The sequence below is a fragment of the Gryllotalpicola reticulitermitis genome (assembly GCF_042651345.1).
Classification (GTDB): domain Bacteria; phylum Actinomycetota; class Actinomycetes; order Actinomycetales; family Microbacteriaceae; genus Gryllotalpicola; species Gryllotalpicola reticulitermitis.
Window position 1 is genome coordinate 568066 of the sequence record NZ_JBHSCN010000005.1, and the last position, 16330, is coordinate 584395.

Genomic DNA, 16330 nt, shown 5'->3' on the forward strand with positions numbered 1-16330 from the left:
AAAGTCGGTGACCCGAATGCCCGCACTCCTCCGCACTGCAGCGGTGGCGGCCGCGGCGACCGTCCTCGCGGTGGCCACACCCCTCGCGGCTCAGGCAGCGTCGCCTGCGCCGTATGCGCCCAGTAAACAGGCCAGTTGGAGCGCAGCCGTCTGCGCCGGCGGAACGCTTCATCATCAGCTGCCCACAGGCACGTTCGGCGCATCGCGCGCGCTGCTCGAGACGGTCACCGGGACCGGTGACGACGCAGCCCTGCCCGGCGTCTTCCTCGCCGCGCAGACCAGCTATTCGCTGACCAGCACCGCCCGAGGCGCAGCGACCGTCGACCTCACCTTTCCGACGAGCGCCGTCGGCAGCTATGACGTCTCGCTCGCGCAGCTCGGCGGCGGAGCGACCTCGTACGGCGCCGTCACCGTGAACACCCCCGGCAGCACGGAGTGCCCGGTTGTCGCCGCTGCGGACTCTCCCCCTGACTCCCCGGTCAAGCTTTCCGCCGACGCGCCGGCAGATCCGCCCCCGGCAGCCGCGACGACGCAGCTCGCTGCGACCGGCTCCACGGTGAACGCCGGCGTGGTGTGGGGCGCGGGCGGCGCGATCATCCTCGGCGCCGCCGCCACGCTCGTCTTCGGTCGCCGTCGGCAGCCGCGCCGCCGCTGACCGGCACGCGCCCGCGGGCGGCGCACCGCAACGACCGGCGCGCCGGCACGCCCGGGTCGCTGCGGCCGAGTTCACGCGACAGCCGACATCACGCGACAGCCGAGTTCACGCGACAGCGCGGTACGGGGTGGAGTCAGAGCGCGCCGTTCCGATCACCCGGTGACCCTGGGCGAACGACGTCTCGACGCCATGCCCGGTGAGCGTGGCCTGCAGGTCGGTCGCCGAGCGCAGCTCGCCGAACGCCGGGAAGGAGATCGTGAGGAAGCGGGGCGCGGTGCCGAGCTCACCCTCGTGAATGCGCTCGGCGGCGTGCAGCAGCAGCATGCCCGGCACGTGGTCGACGGGATGGTCGAAGAAGAACGGATCGGATTCGTCGATCCCGAGGCGCGCGGTCATAGTGCCGGGCCCGCGGTCGGTGACCTGGATCAGCTCGGCCCCCGCACCGAGCGCCGCATCGGTGAACTCGACCGCGTTGCGCCGGATCGCCCGGTAGTCGCGATCGGCGAGCACCTGCGCGTTGACGTGCCCTGACGCGAGGCCGGGCAGGCGGTAGTCGACCTCGAGCACGTGCGGCACGCCCTTGCGGTAGCGGATGCCCGTGAAGTCGGCCTCGAGCTTGCCGTCGAGCGCACCGAAGCGCGGGAAGCGCAGCTCGTCGGTCTCGACCCGGACCGTCATGTCGGAGACGACGAAGCGCACCGACTGCCCCATGCCGAGGCCGGCGACGCAGATCGCCAGGCCGGCCTGGCGGAATGCCTCGGCGAGCAGGGTGACCGGGACGCGGTCCGGCACGGGGTGGCACAGCCAGTGGCTGCGCGGAATCTCGACATCGGCGCGCCACGCCTGTTCGCCCGCGCGCTCGATCGCCCAGACGAGCGACTCCGATCGGGTGGAGCGGTGAGCGGCACTTCTGTCAATCAGGGGCATGTGGGGCACCTACAGCTTGGTCGGGTCGCGGCAACGCGGTGCGCGGGCGCAGAAACATCAACTGCACACCGCGTTCGCCGATTCGGGCGGCGATCGCGGCATTCCCACAGTAACCGGCACTCAGCCGGACGGAGAGGGTCCGCTTCGGTTCCCGGCTACCCCAATCAGGGTTGCATAGCCAAAGTCGCGAGCGGGGTGGTCCCGACGCGCACGGGCAGCTGCACGGTGAACGTCGAGCCGTGCCCCGGCTCGCTGGTGACGGTCACTTCGCCGCCGTGCCCGTCGACGATCGTCTTGACGATGGTGAGCCCGATGCCGACGCCCTGGATCGCCGCCTCCCGGGCTTCCCGAGCCCGGAAGAAGCGGTCGAACAGGCGCGACTGGTCGGTCTTCTTGATGCCGCGCCCGGTGTCGGCGACGCTGATCGTGATCGACTCATCGTCACGCGCGAGCGTGACCGTGATGGTGCCGCCGTCGGGCGTGTATTTGACCGCGTTCGAGATGAGGTTGTCGACGACCTGCTTGACCCGCGGGCCGTCGACGTGGGCGAGGACGGTTCCTTCCGGCAGATCGAGCACCAGGCGCTGATGCGCTGCGGCGACGGTCGGGCGCAGCGTCGAGACCGACTGGGTCACGACGGCGCCGACGTCGGTCGGCTCGATGCGCAGCGTGAGCTCGCGCGTGCTGGTGCTCAGCAGGTCGCGGATCAGCGCGAGCATCTGCTCGGCGCTGTGCTGAATGGTCCGGAACTCCTTGCCGAAGCCGAGCGCCTCGACGTCGTGGGCGTCGTCGATGAGGTCGAGGTACCCCACGATCGACGTGAGCGGAGTGCGCAGCTCGTGGGACACCGTCGCGAGGTATTCCTCGCGGATCTCGATGGCGTTCGCGAGATCGGTCACGTCGTAGGTCACGACGGCGGCGCCGAGCCTCTCGCCGTCGGGCCGGGTGATGACGTGCGCTTCGGTGACGACGGCGCGCTGCTCGCCCGCCTGGGGGTCGCCGATCCAGTAGATGAGGCCGCGCGAGTCGCCCTCGAGCGTCTCGGAGACGATGTTCTTGTCCTGCTTCACGCGAGTGCGGCGATCGGATGCGTAGACGTGGGTGCTACGACCTGTCGCCGGGTCGAAGCCGGTGAGCCCGAGCATCTTCTCGACCATGCGGTTGTGCAGCTGCGGGTGGTTCTCGTTGTCGTAGAAGAGCACGCCGACGTTGATCGCGTCGGCGATCGAACGGATCACGACCCCGAGGTCGTCGCGCTCGTCGACGAGCCGCTGCAGTTCCGCCGACGCCTCATAGAGCTGGTTGTTGGTCTGCTGCTGGCGGTAGCGTGCGCGCACTTCGGAGACCGCCCGGCCCACCTGCAGCGCGACCCGGGACAGCATCGACTTCTCGAGCGCAGAGCGTTGCGCCGGGGCATCCGTGTCGACGATCATCAGCTCGCCGAGCACCTCGCTGTCGAGGCGGATCGGCACGGCGACAAGGCGCTGCGCGCGCGAGCCGAATGCCTGAGTGAGCAGCTCGGGCGCCTCGGCGCGGGTCAGGTCGAGCACATCGCCGCCATCGATCGCGATCGGCGAGCCGGCGCTCTGGCGCAGCTTTTCGAAGGCGCGGCCCACGATGCGCCCCAGTTTGGGCGCGGGCCTGGGAGGCTCGCCAGCCCGCGAGATCCATGCGGCGGCGGCGTACGCACCGTCGCTGAAGTGGGCCTCCGCGGGAATCACGACCGCGGCGGAGGCGCACGCGAATACCTGGTGCAGCCCCGCGAGCACGGCTCGGGCCAGTGCGGGGATGTCGCGCTCGGCGTGCAGGTTCCAGGTCAGCTCCATCGTGCGCCTGCGCAGCTCCTCGACCTCGGCGAGCCGCTCCATCCGACGCTCGCAGCGACGGTGCAGCAGGCCGAGACGGTCGGTGAGCTGGGCCGGCACGTCTGTGGTCAGCACGAAGTCGTAGTCGACGATGTCCACGAGGGCGCTTTCGTCGATCTCGGACAGCGTGTCCGCGACGATGAGAACGGGCTCGTCGATGGAGCCGTCGACCTCACTCACGACGCCGGCGACCTCGTCTCCGATGCCGGCTGCGGCGACGGCGGAACGCGCCGCTGCGGCGGCCTCGGGCGTCGGCGCGACGATCTGCACCCTGGGAATGGCGAGGCCTCCGTTCATCTTGCGCAAGTCTTGAGGTTTCTTGAGCGTTTCCGGCGCGGAACCTGCTGGCCGCCCCGGCAGACTTATCTCATCGCCAGAAAAAAGACGATAGCCCCTCAACCTTGTTGGGGGCGCCCTCAACCCGAATGATGGGCGCCCCCTCCCCCCAAGGGTCCGAGATGCCCTCAACCCGAAATCAGGCGCCCTCGGTACAGTGCACGGTCGGAAGCTGACCATAACGGCACTGGACTTTCAGCCTACTGGCACCGCAGGCGCTTCTCTACCCGAGAGAAGCGGTATTCAGCGGTTCGCGTACCCCAATTTCTGGGGGTAAGGGGCCCGTAATGTTGTGTAACCGCCGTCAGCGGGCCGCAGCGAGCCGGTAGCCGACGCCGCGCACTGTCTCGATGAGGTAGGGGTCGGCTGCGCTGTCTGCGAGTTTCTTGCGCAGGTTTCCGATGTGCACTTCGACGCCCCTGCGGTCGGCATCACCGATGAAAGGGTTCACGACGTAGTCACTGCTGCGCAGCAGTCGCGCCAGCTCGTCTTTGCTCCGCACGCGGCGCCCCGATTCGAGCAGGGCGTGCAGCAGTTCGAACTCGCTTCGGGTGAGACTCAGCTCAGCGCCGTCGCGTTTGACGACGTACGCATCGGGGTCGAGCACGACGCCGTTGTGCTGCAGCACGCCGCCTGATGCAGACGGCGGCGGCTCCTCCGCCGGTGCGGCGACGACGACGGGGCCCGTGCCCCCGGTCGGCCCATCGCCCGTGGGGGCGGCCTCGACCACACGCGGCCGGCGCAGCATCGCCTCTGCCCGGGCTCGCAGCTCGCGCGGACGGAACGGCTTCAGCACATAGTCGTCGGCACCCGCGCCGAGGCCCTGCAGCGCATCGATCTCTTCATCTCGCGCCGTGAGCATGATGATGTAGGCACTGCTGATGGCCCTGATGCGCTTCGCCGTCTCGAAGCCGTCGATTCCGGGCATGTTGACGTCGATCGTCACGAGGACGGGCGAATGCTCTGCGACCGCCGCGATGCCGTCAACGCCATTACCGACCGCGATGACCTGCAGTCCGATCTGCTGCAGCACCGTGCCGATGAGCTCCCGAATGCCGTCATCATCCTCGACGACGACGGCGCTGTCCCCTGCACCCGCTCTCATGATCCGAAGCGTAGCAATCCCGCAACCTGCCCCCAGTCACACGCGGCCTCCGCACGATGGTTCGCGCGGATGGTCGCAAACGGGCCGGTGCACGCGCGCGCATGCGTCTCTCGGCCCGCGGCCCCTAGGCTTGAAGCCACCATGACACAGCCGAGGGCCAGCGCTCGCCGCGACGAGATCACCCGCGCCGCTGCGGCTGAGTTCGACGAGGTCGGCTACGCCGCCGCGTCGCTGTCGAGCATCGCCGCTCGTCTCGGCAAGACCAAGGGCGCGATGAGCTACCACTTCTCGTCGAAGGCGTCGCTGGCGCGAGAGGTCGTCGAAGCGCAGTACCGGCAGTGGGAAGACGTGCTCAGCGGCATCCGCACCGACGGCTACAGCGGTCTCGACGCGATGATCCTGCTCGCGTTCGCGGTGGCACAGCGCTTCCGAGACGACGTGCTGGTGCGCGCGGGCATCCGCTTGCAGCACGACGCCGGCCTGCACGGCGTCGACCTTCCTACGCCGTTCGTCAGCTGGATGAGCGTGACGCGTGATCTGCTGGCCGAGGCGAACGCGAATGGCGAGCTGCAGCCGGTGCTCGATCTCGAGGGGGCGGCCGAGGTGCTCGTCGAGGCGTTCACCGGCGTGCAGCAGGTCGCTCACCGGCTCACCCGTGCTCAGGACATTCATGGGCGGGTGCAGCGTTACTGGACTCTGATGCTCCCGGGTCTCGGCGTCACCGACCCCGTTGAACGCGTTGCGCGACTTGCGCAGCAGTCCGAGGCATACTGATCACCACCCCGCTACCCCAGCGCTGGGGGTTTGGCGACCACGAGACGTGCGTCTAGATTAGCTGAGCACGCTCGAGTAAGGGAGTCGAACCGGTGAACAGTTTGGGTGAATCGACCCTCCAGCCCTGCGCTCAGAAGTGAGTGAGCGCGCACGCCGGACGGCGGTCGTCATCGAAGACGACGAGGGAATCCGGTCACTGATCTGCGACGTGCTCAAGCACGCCGGCCTTCGTGTCGTTCCGACCACCAACGGGATCGACGGCATCACCGCGGTGCGAGAGCACGACCCCGCCGTCGTCACGGTCGACCTGCGGATGCCTGGAATCGACGGCATCGAGACGACCAAGCGGATCCGCGCGACGAGCTCAGCGCTCATCGTCGTGCTGAGCGCGCGCGTCACCGACGCCGACGAGTTCGAGAGCCTGGCCGCCGGTGCCGACGCCTACATCTCGAAGCCGTTCCGGCCGCGCGAACTGCGTGCCCGCGTCGACGAGCACCTGCACGAGAGCCGCAGCGCCTGAGCTCGCGGCCAGAGTCGAGGTCGGGGTCGCCCGACCTCAGTCCGCGAGGGGGCGGGTGAGCTCCTCGAGCGAGCTGAATCGCCCGTCTGCCGCCAGTTGCGCGAAGAGGTACGCCTCCTGCGCGGCGATCACGCCGTCGCGCTGGGTCACTCGGATGATGTGCCGCTCGGCGTAGCTCGCCCCCTGCACGAGTTCCGCGACGACCTCGATCTCGGCGCCGTCGGTGACCGAGCGCAGGTAGGTCATCTGCTGCGCGAAGCCGGCGCGGTCGACCCACTCACCGTTGGTGCTCTGACGGTAGTCGTCGGTGAAGTGCCGCGAGAGCACCTCGTCGACAGACGCGTCGGCGTCGTTCAGCAGTTCGTGGAGCGCCTGGGAAATCGATGACATGCTGACCTCTCGGTGTGCGGAACTGCGGGTCGTTAAAACGTTACCGTGGTGTGCATTGTTGACCGAACATCCGCGCCGTCACTGGGCTCAGCCACGCGGAGCCAAGGGCTGGTCGATCGGCCACACGGGCCAGCCGCGCTCCTGCGCGACGGCGAGCATCGCCGGGTCGGAGCCGACGACGACCGGGTCGGTGACGCCTTCGAGCAGCGCCAGGTCACTCGGGTGATCGCCATAGCCCCATGTCTGCACAGGCGGCGCAGAGGAGTCAGCCAGGGGTGCAGAGCCGGGCGTCAGCTCGGCCAGATATGACTCGACCGCGCGCCGCTTGTCCTCGCCGATCATCGCGGCGGCGATGACGCCGGTGTAGGTGCCGTCGGGCGCGACCTCGAGCTCGGTGCAGAAGACGTGGTCGGCTCCGACGGCGGCGGCGATCGGCCGCAGCGGCGCCGCGAACGAGCCCGAGACCAGCACGACCCGGTCACCGTCGGCCTGGTGCTTGCGCAGACGACCGAGCACGTTCGGGCGATAGAAGCCCGACGTGCCCTCGTTGGCCGCGTACCAGCGCTCGCCGATCTCGAGCACCTGCTCGACCGGCTGGCCGGCCCAGATCGCGAAGTAGATGCGGTTGAACTCCTCACGATCGAGTTCGACGACCTGTTTCGCGAGCTGCTGCAGCCGCTCCATCGAGATCATCGACGGCACCTCTTTGAGGTATGCCATGAGGAAGGACTCAAGGGTGCGCACCGAGACCAGTGTCTCGTCAACGTCGAAGAACGCAACTCCGCTCACGCCGGCTGACGCCTCTCACTCGTCGGCCGCCTCGGGTAGGCGGCCGGCCCGATCTGAAGCTAGCACGCGCATGTTACGTGTCTGCGCGGCGGCGCAGAGCACGCATTCGAAGACAAAATCGTCCTCCGCGCACAGCTCTCTCTCAGCCGCCCAGCCCGGGACCTGCCTATCATAGATGCATGTTGTACACGAGTGACTTCGCCACCGCGGGCATGCTCGCGGTGGCGCTGACGCTCAGCGCCGCGTCGAGCGTCGCACACCGCATCGCCGAAGAGGAAAGCGCGCGCGGCCAAGTGCCCCGACGACCCGCCGCACCCCTGACGCCGAATGACATCGAGGCCCTCGGGCGCCTCAGCTCCGCACTCGAGACGCACACCGTGCACGAGCCCGCCGAGCCCGACCAGGTGATCGCCCGGCACGCGCGGGCAGCGGCCGCCGCGGCGACCGGACGCGCTCGCGAGATGCTGGTCTCGCTCGCGGAATCCGCGCAGCGCAGTGCGCTCGCCTTCCTCGTCGACTACAGCCTCCTGGCCGGCCGGTGGGAGGCGCAGAGCGGCCTGCGAATGGCGACGCCGCTCGTCGCTCAGCGCTGAGCCGGCACCGAGGCCGAACGGCTAGCGCGCGAGCTTCTTCGCGCTGATCTGGCCCGTGTCGAAGCCGAGTAGGTGCAGGCCGCCGTGGAAGCGGGCGTGCTCGACCTTGATGCAGCGGTCCATCACGACCGTGAGGCCTTTCGACTCGCCGTAGTACGCGGCCTCCTCGTTCCAGATGCCGAGCTGCACCCAGACCGTCTTCGCACCGATCGCGACCACGTCGTCGATGACGGCGGGGATGTCGGATGCCTTGCGGAACACGTCGACGATGTCGGGCACCTCAGGGAGCGAGGCGAGGTCGGGGTAGGCCTTCTGGCCCAGGATCGTCTCGGCGTTCGGGTTCACGAAGTACACGCGGAAGTCGCTCGACTGCAGCAGGTAGGTGCCGACGAAGTACGAGGAGCGAGTCGGATTCGGCGACGCACCGACGATCGCGACGGACTTCGCCTCGCGAAGGATCCGCTGCCGCGCCCGCGCGTCGGGCCCGAACCAGGTGCGCTGCGACTTCAGCAGCTTGGCGAGGGGCGAGCTCGCCGGCAGCGCGCAGGACAGCCCGTTGGTGAGCCGGGTCTCGACGAGAGTGTCAGTCATGATCATGCCTCCACGGCCAGCGTAAGCGCCTGGTCAAGGTCGTAGATGATGTCGTCGGCATCTTCGATGCCGACTGAGAGACGAACGATGCCGGGCAGCACGCCCGCATCGATCAGCTGCTGCTCCGAGAGCTGCGCGTGCGTCGTCGACGCAGGGTGGATGATCAGCGTCTTCGCATCGCCGATGTTGGCGAGATGGCTCGCGAGGTCCACGGATTCGATGAGCTTCTGCCCGACCGCGCGGCCGCCCTTCACCTCGAAGCTGAAGACCGAGCCCGGGCCCTTCGGCAGATACTTCTGCGCGCGCTCGAAATGCTGGTGGTCGGGAAGACCGGCCCAGGCCACACGCTCGATGCGCGGGTCCTGGGCAAGCCACTCGGCCACCGTTCGCGCGTTGTCCACGTGCGCCTGCATGCGGAACGGCAGGGTCTCGACACCCTGCGCGAGCAGGAACGCGGAGTGGGGGGCGAGCGCCGGCCCGATGTCGCGGAGCTGTTCAGCGCGCAGGCGGGTCAGGAATCCGTACTCGCCGAAGTTGCCCGACCACTCGAGCCCGCCGTAGCTCGGCACCGGCTGCCCGAACAGCGGGAACTTGTCGGTGTTCCAGTCGAACAGGCCCGACTCGACCACTACGCCGCCGAGCGTCGTGCCATGGCCGCCCAGGAACTTCGTCGCCGAGTGCGTGACGATGTCGGCGCCCCACTCGATCGGCCGGTTGAGATACGGCGTCGAGATGGTCGAGTCGACGATAAAGGGGATGCCGTGCGCGTGCGCGACCGCCGCGAGCGCCTCGAGGTCGGCGATCTCGCCGGAGGGGTTCGCGATCGTCTCGACGAAGAGCGCCTTCGTCTTGTCGGTGATCACGGCGTCGTAGTCGGCGGCCTCCGACGACTGCACGAAGGTCGTCTCGACCCCGAAGCGACGCAGGGCCACGTCGAGCTGGGTGATGGAGCCGCCGTAGAGGTTCGCCGAGGCGACGATGTGGTCGCCGGCGCCCGCGAGCGACGCGAACACGATGTACTGCGCAGACAGACCGGATGCCGTGGCGACGGCCCCGAGGCCGCCCTCGAGGCTCGCGACCCGCTCTTCGAAGCTCGCGACCGTCGGGTTCGCGAGCCGCGAATAGATGTTGCCGTACTTCTGCAGCGCGAAGCGGGCCGCCGCGTCGGCCGTGTCGTCGAAGACGAAGGAGCTCGACTGGTAGATCGGCAGGGCGCGGGCGCCTGTCACGGGGTCGGGGATGTTCCCGGCGTGAATCGCCCGGGTGCGGAATCCGTATTCGCGGTCTGCCATGGTCCCCACGCTATCCGGCCGCACGCAGCCGGGCGGCGGGCGGTGTCACGCATCGCAACACCGCCCGCCGATCAGAGGTTCTTGCCGCCCCGGTAACGTGCCGCCGGGTGCCTCTCGGGCAGCCGGCTCGCGCCGAAGTAGCGCTCGCGCAGCGTCTCGCCCGGCGTGTACTCCTCGCGGATCCGGCCGCGACGCCGCAGCTCGGGCACGACCAGCTCGACGAAGTCGCGCACCGTGTCATACGAGTGGTACTGGCGCAGGTTGATGCCGTCGATCCCGTCCTCGTCGAGCCACTTCTCGATCTCGTCGGCGACCACCTTCGGCGTGCCCGCGACATAGAACCGGTCGTGCCGCTGGTGGCGCAGCTCCTCGAGCGCCTGGCCGATCGTCGCGCCCTCCGCGAAGCGCTTCGCGACCGGATGCTCCGCCGGCAGCCCCGCGTCGGCGATGGCGTCGGAGACGAGCGAGTCGTGCGGGTACGCGGTGATGTCGAAGGGGAAGCCGCTGTGGGCGAGTACGCCGTCGAGGCTCGAGTACTCCTGGAAGAGGCGCTCCTTGTCGGCGACCTCCGACTCGGTCCGGCCGACGATGACGCCGGCCTGCACCACGAACTTCACATCACCCCGCTCGCGGCCTTGGGACTCCGCCGCGTCACGCATCCGATTCGCGTTGCTCTGGAAATCCTCGACCGTGCGGCCGCCCGTGAAGACGACCTCCGAGTGCTTGCCCGCGAACGCGATGCCCGCGGGCGACCCCGTCGCCTGGAAGAGCAGCGGCACGCGCTGCGGGGTGGGTGCCACCAGGTGCGGGCCCGCCACCGTGAAGTGCTTGCCGACGTGATTGATCGCGTGCACCTTGGCCGGATCGCTGTAGATCCCGGCGACCGGGTCGTTCACGACGGCATCGTCGTCCCACGAGCCCTCCCAGAGCTTGTAGAGCACATCGAGGTACTCGTCGGCGATCTGGTAGCGCTCGTCGTGCGGGATCTGGTCTTCGAGGCCGAAGTTGCGCGCCGCATTGCTGAGGTAAGACGTGACGATGTTCCAGCCCACCCGGCCGCCGGTCAGGGCGTCGAGCGTCGACATGCGCCGCGCGAACGCGAACGGCGGCTCGTAGGTCGTCGAGAACGTCACCCCGAAGCCGAGATGCTGCGTGACCGTCGCCATCGCCGGGATGACGAGCAGCGGGTCGAGGTTCGGGATCTGCAGGCCCTCGCGGATCGCCGTCTCGGGTCCGCCGCGGAAGGTGTCGTACGCGCCGACGACGTCGGCGAGGAAGATGCCGTCGAGGCCGCCCTGCTCGGCGAGCTGTGCGAGCTCAGTCCAGTACGACAGCTCCGCGAACCGGTGCCTGTTGTTGTCGGGAAGGCGCCACAGGCCGTGCGTGATGTGGCTGACGCAGGCCATCTCGAAGACGTTGACGATCAGGCGCTTCGGCTCGGGCATCCGTATGTTCTCTCTTCTCGCAGCTGAGTGGGGTGATTTCAGCGTCCCTGCCCGCGGTCCCAGCCCCAAGCCGTGCGTCGTCGTGTTACGCGGTGCGCGTGGCGCGGCCGATTTCCTGCCGCGCACGATTAAGCGGAAACACGCACGCCGGAATAGGTTTGAGGGGTGAGTGCACACTACGACGTCGTTGTTCTCGGAGCCGGCCCCGGCGGTTACGTCGCCGCCATTCGCGCGGCTCAGCTGGGTCTCAAGACCGCCATCATCGAAGAGAAGTACTGGGGCGGAGTCTGCCTCAACGTGGGCTGCATCCCCTCGAAGGCGCTGCTGCGCAACGCCGAGCTCGCCCACATCTTCCACAACGACGCCAAGACCTTCGGCATCTCCGGCGAGGTCACGTTCGACTACGGTGCCGCGTTCGACCGCAGCCGCACGGTCGCCGACGGCCGCGTCAAGGGCGTGCACTTCCTGATGAAGAAGAACAGCATCACCGAGTACGACGGCCGCGGCCGCTTCCTCGACGCCGGCACGATCGAGATCGCCAAGTCCGACGGCGGCACCGAGATCGTCTCGTTCAACAACGCGATCATCGCGACCGGCTCGACCGTGCGCCTGCTGCCCGGCGTGCAGCTCTCCGACAACGTCGTGACCTACGAGTCCCAGATCCTGAACCGCGAGCTGCCGAAGTCGATCGTCATCGTCGGCGCGGGCGCCATCGGCATGGAGTTCGGCTACGTGCTGAAGAACTACGGCGTCGACGTCACGATCATCGAGTTCCTGCCGCGTGCGCTCCCCAACGAGGACCCCGACGTCTCGAAGGAGATCCAGAAGCAGTACCGCAAGCTCGGCGTCGACATCAAGGTCGACACCAAGGTCGAGACGGTCGTCGACAACGGCGACAGCGTGACGGTGACCTACAGCGGGAACAAGGACGGGGTGCAGGGCTCCATCACCGCGGACCGGGTGCTCATGTCGATCGGCTTCGCCCCCAACGTGAGCGGCTTCGGCCTCGAGTCGACCGGCGTGCAGCTCACCGAGCGCGGCGCCATCGCGATCGACGACAACATGCGCACGAACGTCCCGAACATCTACGCGATCGGCGACGTGACGGCGAAGCTGCAGCTCGCCCACGTGGCCGAGGCGCAGGGCGTCGTCGCGGCCGAGACCATCGGGGGTGCCGAGACCATGACGCTCGGCGACTACCGCATGATGCCGCGCGCGACGTTCTGCCAGCCGCAGGTCGCCTCGTTCGGCCTCACGGAGGAGCAGGCCAAGGCCGAGGGCCGCGACGTCGTCGTCGCCCAGTTCCCGTTCACCGCGAACGGCAAGGCGCACGGCCTCGCCGACCCGACCGGCTTCGTCAAGGTCATCGCCGACAAGGAGCACCTCGAGCTGCTGGGTGCGCACCTGATCGGGCCGGATGTCTCCGAGCTGCTGCCCGAGCTGACGCTCGCTCAGAAGTGGGACCTCGGTGCGTTCGAGCTCGCCCGCAACGTGCACACGCACCCCACGCTGTCGGAGGCGCTGCAGGAGGCGTTCCACGGCCTCACGGGGCACATGATCAACTTCTGACCCCGGCGCGTCGCCGAGAGGGCGCACGTTCTCGATGAGAGCGTGCGCCCTCGCACGTCAACGCCGCACGGCCCGACTGGCGCGCACCTCGGCGGCGAGGTCGGCGTAGCGACGGGCGACCACCGACCATGCGTACCGTTCGCCGGTCGCGCGCGCCGCACGCCGCCACGGCGCCAGTTCGGCCGCGGTGACGGCGGTGAGCGCGCGGACGACGTCGTCGACGGTGCGGTCGACGAGGAATCCGTTCACGCCGTCGTCGATCAGTTCCGGCGCGAAGCCGACGCGCGTCGCGACCACGGGCAACCCGCTCGCCAGCGCCTCGAGCACGACGAGGGCGTTGGCCTCGTAGGCGCTCGGGAGGCAGAAGACGTCGGCGGCGCGGAAGTACGGAACGGGGTCCCGGACCTGCCCGATGAAGCTGACCCGGTCGGCGACGCCGAGGCTCTGCGCGTCGCGCTCAGCAGCGCGGACCATCTCCGGGCTGCCGCCGACGACCACGACGACGCAGCCGGGCACGCGGGGCAGCGCCGCGATGAGGAGCGGCAGCCCCTTCCTGTCGTACTCGTGGCCGACGAAGAGCACGACCCGATCGTCAGGGGATCGCTGCCAGTCGGCGCGCTGGGCCGCGCGGAGCTCGGCCGTCTCCTCCGTGGGCGGCGCGAACCTGCGCGTGTCGACGCCGTTCGAGATGACCGTGACCGGCGGCGCGAGGCGTGGGTAGGCGGCGCGCAGCGTCCGCTCCTCGCCGGGCGTCAGGGCCACGATCGCGCGGTGCGTGCGCGAGCGGTAGCGCCACGCGTCGCGTGCGAGCACGAAGACGTGAAGCGGATTCCTCGCCACGCGCGCCGCGAATCGCCCACGCGCCTGAAGCGCCGCCTTCAGCACCCCGTGGTTGACGTAGACGTCACCGCCGAGCGCGTCGTTGTGGGTCACGACGACCGCATCGCCGGCGCTGCGGCGACGCAGCAGCGCGCCGCCGACCAGGCTGAACCAGACGACCTCCGCGATCAGCGCGAGCCGCTTCGGCAGGTCACCGGTAGGGCGCGGAATCCAGCCGCCGTGGGCTTCGTCCAGCGTGAATCGCTCGGTGCGGATGCCGGCGGCGACGAACTCCGCTTCCAGGGCGGCGGCGACACCTGCGACGCCGGCTCCGGGTTCGATGCGCGGTGCGGCCTGCACGATGACCCCGTCGAAGGGTGCTGCCGCGACGACTCCCGCGGCGGCGCTGCCACCGGGCCGGCCGGCGCGCACCCGTTCGACGATCGCCGCCATCTCCTGCGCGCGGTCCTCCCAATCGGGCACGCGGGCCCCGCGTGACGCACCGCCGTCGTCCCCGGTCGATGTCTGCGTGAGGAGCGCGACGGCGGTCGCCGCGAACTCGTGGGCAGCGACGATGCGCACGCGCGGATCCCCGGAGTCGGCGAAACCAGCGACGGCCGTCGAGAGCACTGGACGAGCGGCCGCGCGGTATTCGTACGCCTTGATCGGGTCGAGGCTCTGGGTGAAGTCGTCGACGACGTGCGGCACGACAAGCAGCTCGGCGTTGCAGAGGTACGCGGGAATCGCGTCATGCGGTCGGCTGCCGAGCAGCGCCGCACCCGCATCGCGCAGGCGCGCGACCGCGGCGTCGGGCAGCGGGGCGGGGCCGACGATCGTCAGTGTCGCCCCGGCTGCGCGCAGCGCCGCCGCCGTGGCGACGGTCGCCTCGAGGTCGATGCGGTCGAGGTGAACGGTGCCGGCGTAGAGAGCCACGGGTCCGGGCGGCAGGTCGGCGGGCCGCGCCGGGTGCGCCGCGTACGCGCTCAGGTCGACGGCGTTGCCGAGGAGACGGACCGGGGATGCCTGGGCGGGACGCTGCGCCGCCTTGCGCTGCTGCAGCGCGGGCGAACACGCCACGACCTCGCGCGCACGGTCGAACAGCGTGCGCTCCGCAGCGATGAGCCGCTCGTGCTCGCGCTCGGGGCGCTCGGCCTCGACCCAGTCGTCGGTCATGTCGTAGAGCGCGGGCCAGCCTGAGCGCAGCATCAGCGCCGCGGCCGAGGGGTCGTTCACCCACAGCGCCGGCGACCGGAAGCCGATCCGGCGCGCGGCCCTCATCACGGCGCCGGCCAGGCGTTCGTCGGCGCGCGCATCCACGGACCGCGGCAGCCACTTCGTCGCCTGGAAGGTCCACAGCCGTCCCTCTGCGCCGACCACGTCGTCCAGCCGGCTGAGACCGGCCCCGAGGCGCGGCCGTTGCCGGCGGCTGACCGTGTGCAGCGGATCGGCGGACGGCTCGACGAACATCACCCGCAGGGTGGGGTCGAGGCGCAGCATCCGGGAGATGAGGTGCTGGTTGCGGCGCCAGACGTGATCCCACTTCTCGAGCGAGATCACGACGAGATCGCTCACCGCAGCACCGATTCGTAGACCTGGACCATCTTGTCGGCCATGACGTCGTCCGTGAAGCGTGACTCGACGGCGGCGCGCAGTGCCGCGCCGTAGTCCGCACGCCGGCGGTCGTCGTGAGCCAGCTCGGCCAGTGCGGCGCCGCCGGCCTCAGGGTCGCTCGCGCTGAAGAGCACGGCGCCGTCTGCGCTGCCCACCGTCTCGGCGTGTGCGCCTTCGCGCGCGGCCACGACGGGAGTTCCGGCCGCCATCGCTTCGACGACCGACAGTCCGAAGCCCTCGATCGGGCACGGTGCGAGGAAGAGTCCCGCGCGGGAGAGCAGCTCCGGCACATCGGAGCGGTAGCCGAGGAAGTCGGTGGCCTCGCCCACGCCCAGGGACGCGGCGAGCGCCGCGAGTTCGCCCTGAAGCGATCCCGCGCCGGCGACGGCGAGGCGCCACCCCTCGCGCGCGAGACCCGACGCTGCCCACGCGCGCACGGCGATGTCGCCGCGCTTCTCGGGCTCGAGCCGCTGCGCGAGCAGGATCGTGCGCTCACGCCGCTCAGCCGGGACGACGGACTCGGGGAGCCTCGTGCCGAGGGGGACGACGGTCGAGCGGCCGTCGACGACCCCGGCGACGTAGGAGCTGATGCTGATCTGTGCCGCGAGGTTGGCGCGGATGAGTGCGCTGATTCCGCGGGCCGTCGGCGACGAGCCGCGGCGCGATGCGAAGTGGCGGGTCGCGACCAGCGGCGCACGCAGCATCGGCCGCGTGACGACGCCGGCGAGTTCGGCCGCCGTCATATGCAGATGCACGAGGTCGACCTGCTCGAGCCGGCTGAGTGCGCGCACGACATCCCAGGTCGTCGTCGCGGCGCGATGACGGATGCCCGTGCCGCCCAGCTCGGCGTACATGCGAGCGGGGTCTCCCCCAATGACGGTGACTCTGTGGCCGCGAGCGGCGAGCCGCTCGCTGAGGGTCGCGACGTGTCGCTCCACCCCGCTGAAGCCGTCGGATCTGACGGCTTGAACGATATGCAGTCGATGACGGTACACGGTCGGGCTCCTCGAGTGCGGGGACGGCCGCACGAAGCCAGGCTAATCAGTTTG

The 16330-nt window shown here is 69.6% G+C and carries 15 protein-coding genes; 5 read left to right on the top strand and 10 right to left on the bottom strand.

Annotated features, from left to right (window positions below):
• Positions 1–16 precede the first annotated feature (16 nt).
• Positions 17–655: a hypothetical protein gene (locus ACFOYW_RS09795; RefSeq protein ID WP_390228743.1), complete on the top strand. Its 639-nt coding sequence runs from the start codon at positions 17–19 to the stop codon at positions 653–655.
• Between the two features lie 105 nt (positions 656–760).
• Here ACFOYW_RS09795 and ACFOYW_RS09800 read toward each other — a convergent pair whose 3' ends face one another.
• From ACFOYW_RS09800 to ACFOYW_RS09810, 3 genes are all read right to left on the bottom strand, one after another.
• Positions 761–1582 carry an AfsA-related hotdog domain-containing protein gene (locus ACFOYW_RS09800; protein ID WP_390228744.1) on the bottom strand — a complete coding sequence of 274 codons (822 nt, stop codon included), beginning with the start codon at positions 1580–1582 and terminating at the stop codon, positions 761–763.
• Between the two features lie 164 nt (positions 1583–1746).
• On the bottom strand, positions 1747–3744 hold the full coding sequence (locus tag ACFOYW_RS09805; protein WP_390228745.1) for a GAF domain-containing sensor histidine kinase: 1998 nt from the start codon (positions 3742–3744) through the stop codon (positions 1747–1749).
• A gap of 343 nt (positions 3745–4087) precedes the next feature.
• The gene (locus ACFOYW_RS09810; protein ID WP_390228746.1) at positions 4088–4888 is read right to left on the bottom strand and encodes a response regulator transcription factor; all 801 of its coding nucleotides are present in this window, start codon (positions 4886–4888) and stop codon (positions 4088–4090) included.
• Between the two features lie 141 nt (positions 4889–5029).
• Here ACFOYW_RS09810 and ACFOYW_RS09815 point away from each other — a divergent pair, with 141 nt between their 5' ends.
• Both ACFOYW_RS09815 and ACFOYW_RS09820 read left to right on the top strand, forming a co-directional pair.
• Complete coding sequence (locus ACFOYW_RS09815; protein WP_390228747.1) at positions 5030–5662, top strand: ScbR family autoregulator-binding transcription factor; 633 nt, start codon at positions 5030–5032, stop codon at positions 5660–5662.
• A 136-nt stretch (positions 5663–5798) separates the two neighbouring features.
• Positions 5799–6182 carry a response regulator transcription factor gene (locus tag ACFOYW_RS09820; RefSeq protein WP_390228748.1) on the top strand — a complete coding sequence of 128 codons (384 nt, stop codon included), beginning with the start codon at positions 5799–5801 and terminating at the stop codon, positions 6180–6182.
• A gap of 36 nt (positions 6183–6218) precedes the next feature.
• Here ACFOYW_RS09820 and ACFOYW_RS09825 read toward each other — a convergent pair whose 3' ends face one another.
• Both ACFOYW_RS09825 and ACFOYW_RS09830 read right to left on the bottom strand, forming a co-directional pair.
• Positions 6219–6572 (bottom strand): hypothetical protein, encoded by a 354-nt coding sequence (locus tag ACFOYW_RS09825; protein ID WP_390228749.1) that lies wholly within the window; start codon positions 6570–6572, stop codon positions 6219–6221.
• Positions 6573–6659: 87 nt separating this feature from the next.
• Positions 6660–7361 carry an HAD family hydrolase gene (locus ACFOYW_RS09830; protein ID WP_390228750.1) on the bottom strand — a complete coding sequence of 234 codons (702 nt, stop codon included), beginning with the start codon at positions 7359–7361 and terminating at the stop codon, positions 6660–6662.
• A gap of 179 nt (positions 7362–7540) precedes the next feature.
• Here ACFOYW_RS09830 and ACFOYW_RS09835 point away from each other — a divergent pair, with 179 nt between their 5' ends.
• On the top strand, positions 7541–7954 hold the full coding sequence (locus tag ACFOYW_RS09835) for a hypothetical protein (protein WP_390228751.1): 414 nt from the start codon (positions 7541–7543) through the stop codon (positions 7952–7954).
• Between the two features lie 21 nt (positions 7955–7975).
• Here the strand turns inward: ACFOYW_RS09835 and ACFOYW_RS09840 are convergent, their stop codons facing one another.
• From ACFOYW_RS09840 to ACFOYW_RS09850, 3 genes are all read right to left on the bottom strand, one after another.
• Positions 7976–8545, bottom strand: coding sequence for a CoA-binding protein (locus ACFOYW_RS09840; RefSeq protein WP_390228752.1), 570 nt, complete (start codon positions 8543–8545; stop codon positions 7976–7978).
• A gap of 2 nt (positions 8546–8547) precedes the next feature.
• Entirely contained in the window at positions 8548–9837 is a 1290-nt protein-coding gene (locus ACFOYW_RS09845) for an O-acetylhomoserine aminocarboxypropyltransferase/cysteine synthase family protein (protein ID WP_390228753.1), read from the bottom strand.
• Positions 9838–9908: 71 nt separating this feature from the next.
• On the bottom strand, positions 9909–11282 hold the full coding sequence (locus ACFOYW_RS09850) for an LLM class flavin-dependent oxidoreductase (RefSeq protein ID WP_390228754.1): 1374 nt from the start codon (positions 11280–11282) through the stop codon (positions 9909–9911).
• 165 nt (positions 11283–11447) lie between these two features.
• Here ACFOYW_RS09850 and lpdA point away from each other — a divergent pair, with 165 nt between their 5' ends.
• Positions 11448–12851 (top strand): dihydrolipoyl dehydrogenase, encoded by a 1404-nt coding sequence (gene lpdA / locus ACFOYW_RS09855; protein WP_390228755.1) that lies wholly within the window; start codon positions 11448–11450, stop codon positions 12849–12851.
• A gap of 57 nt (positions 12852–12908) precedes the next feature.
• Here the strand turns inward: lpdA and ACFOYW_RS09860 are convergent, their stop codons facing one another.
• Entirely contained in the window at positions 12909–15242 is a 2334-nt protein-coding gene (locus ACFOYW_RS09860; RefSeq protein ID WP_390228756.1) for a glycosyltransferase, read from the bottom strand.
• Positions 15239–16276, bottom strand: a complete 1038-nt coding sequence (locus tag ACFOYW_RS09865; RefSeq protein WP_390228757.1) for a glycosyltransferase family 4 protein — start codon at positions 16274–16276, stop codon at positions 15239–15241. Before ACFOYW_RS09865 ends, ACFOYW_RS09860 begins: the two co-directional genes overlap by 4 nt.
• Positions 16277–16330 lie beyond the last annotated feature (54 nt).

Bases quoted from the DNA above. Each gene is read 5' to 3' on its own strand.
- ACFOYW_RS09810 (WP_390228746.1), bottom strand. From the start codon at position 4,888: ATGAGAGCGGGTGCAGGGGACAGCGCCGTCGTCGTCGAGGATGATGAC.
- ACFOYW_RS09825 (WP_390228749.1), bottom strand. From the start codon at position 6,572: ATGTCATCGATTTCCCAGGCGCTCCACGAACTGCTGAACGACGCCGAC.
- ACFOYW_RS09845 (WP_390228753.1), bottom strand. From the start codon at position 9,837: ATGGCAGACCGCGAATACGGATTCCGCACCCGGGCGATTCACGCCGGG.
- ACFOYW_RS09835 (WP_390228751.1), top strand. From the start codon at position 7,541: ATGTTGTACACGAGTGACTTCGCCACCGCGGGCATGCTCGCGGTGGCG.
- ACFOYW_RS09795 (WP_390228743.1), top strand. From the start codon at position 17: ATGCCCGCACTCCTCCGCACTGCAGCGGTGGCGGCCGCGGCGACCGTC.
- ACFOYW_RS09800 (WP_390228744.1), bottom strand. From the start codon at position 1,582: ATGCCCCTGATTGACAGAAGTGCCGCTCACCGCTCCACCCGATCGGAG.
- ACFOYW_RS09815 (WP_390228747.1), top strand. From the start codon at position 5,030: ATGACACAGCCGAGGGCCAGCGCTCGCCGCGACGAGATCACCCGCGCC.
- ACFOYW_RS09805 (WP_390228745.1), bottom strand. From the start codon at position 3,744: ATGAACGGAGGCCTCGCCATTCCCAGGGTGCAGATCGTCGCGCCGACG.
- ACFOYW_RS09850 (WP_390228754.1), bottom strand. From the start codon at position 11,282: ATGCCCGAGCCGAAGCGCCTGATCGTCAACGTCTTCGAGATGGCCTGC.
- ACFOYW_RS09840 (WP_390228752.1), bottom strand. From the start codon at position 8,545: ATGACTGACACTCTCGTCGAGACCCGGCTCACCAACGGGCTGTCCTGC.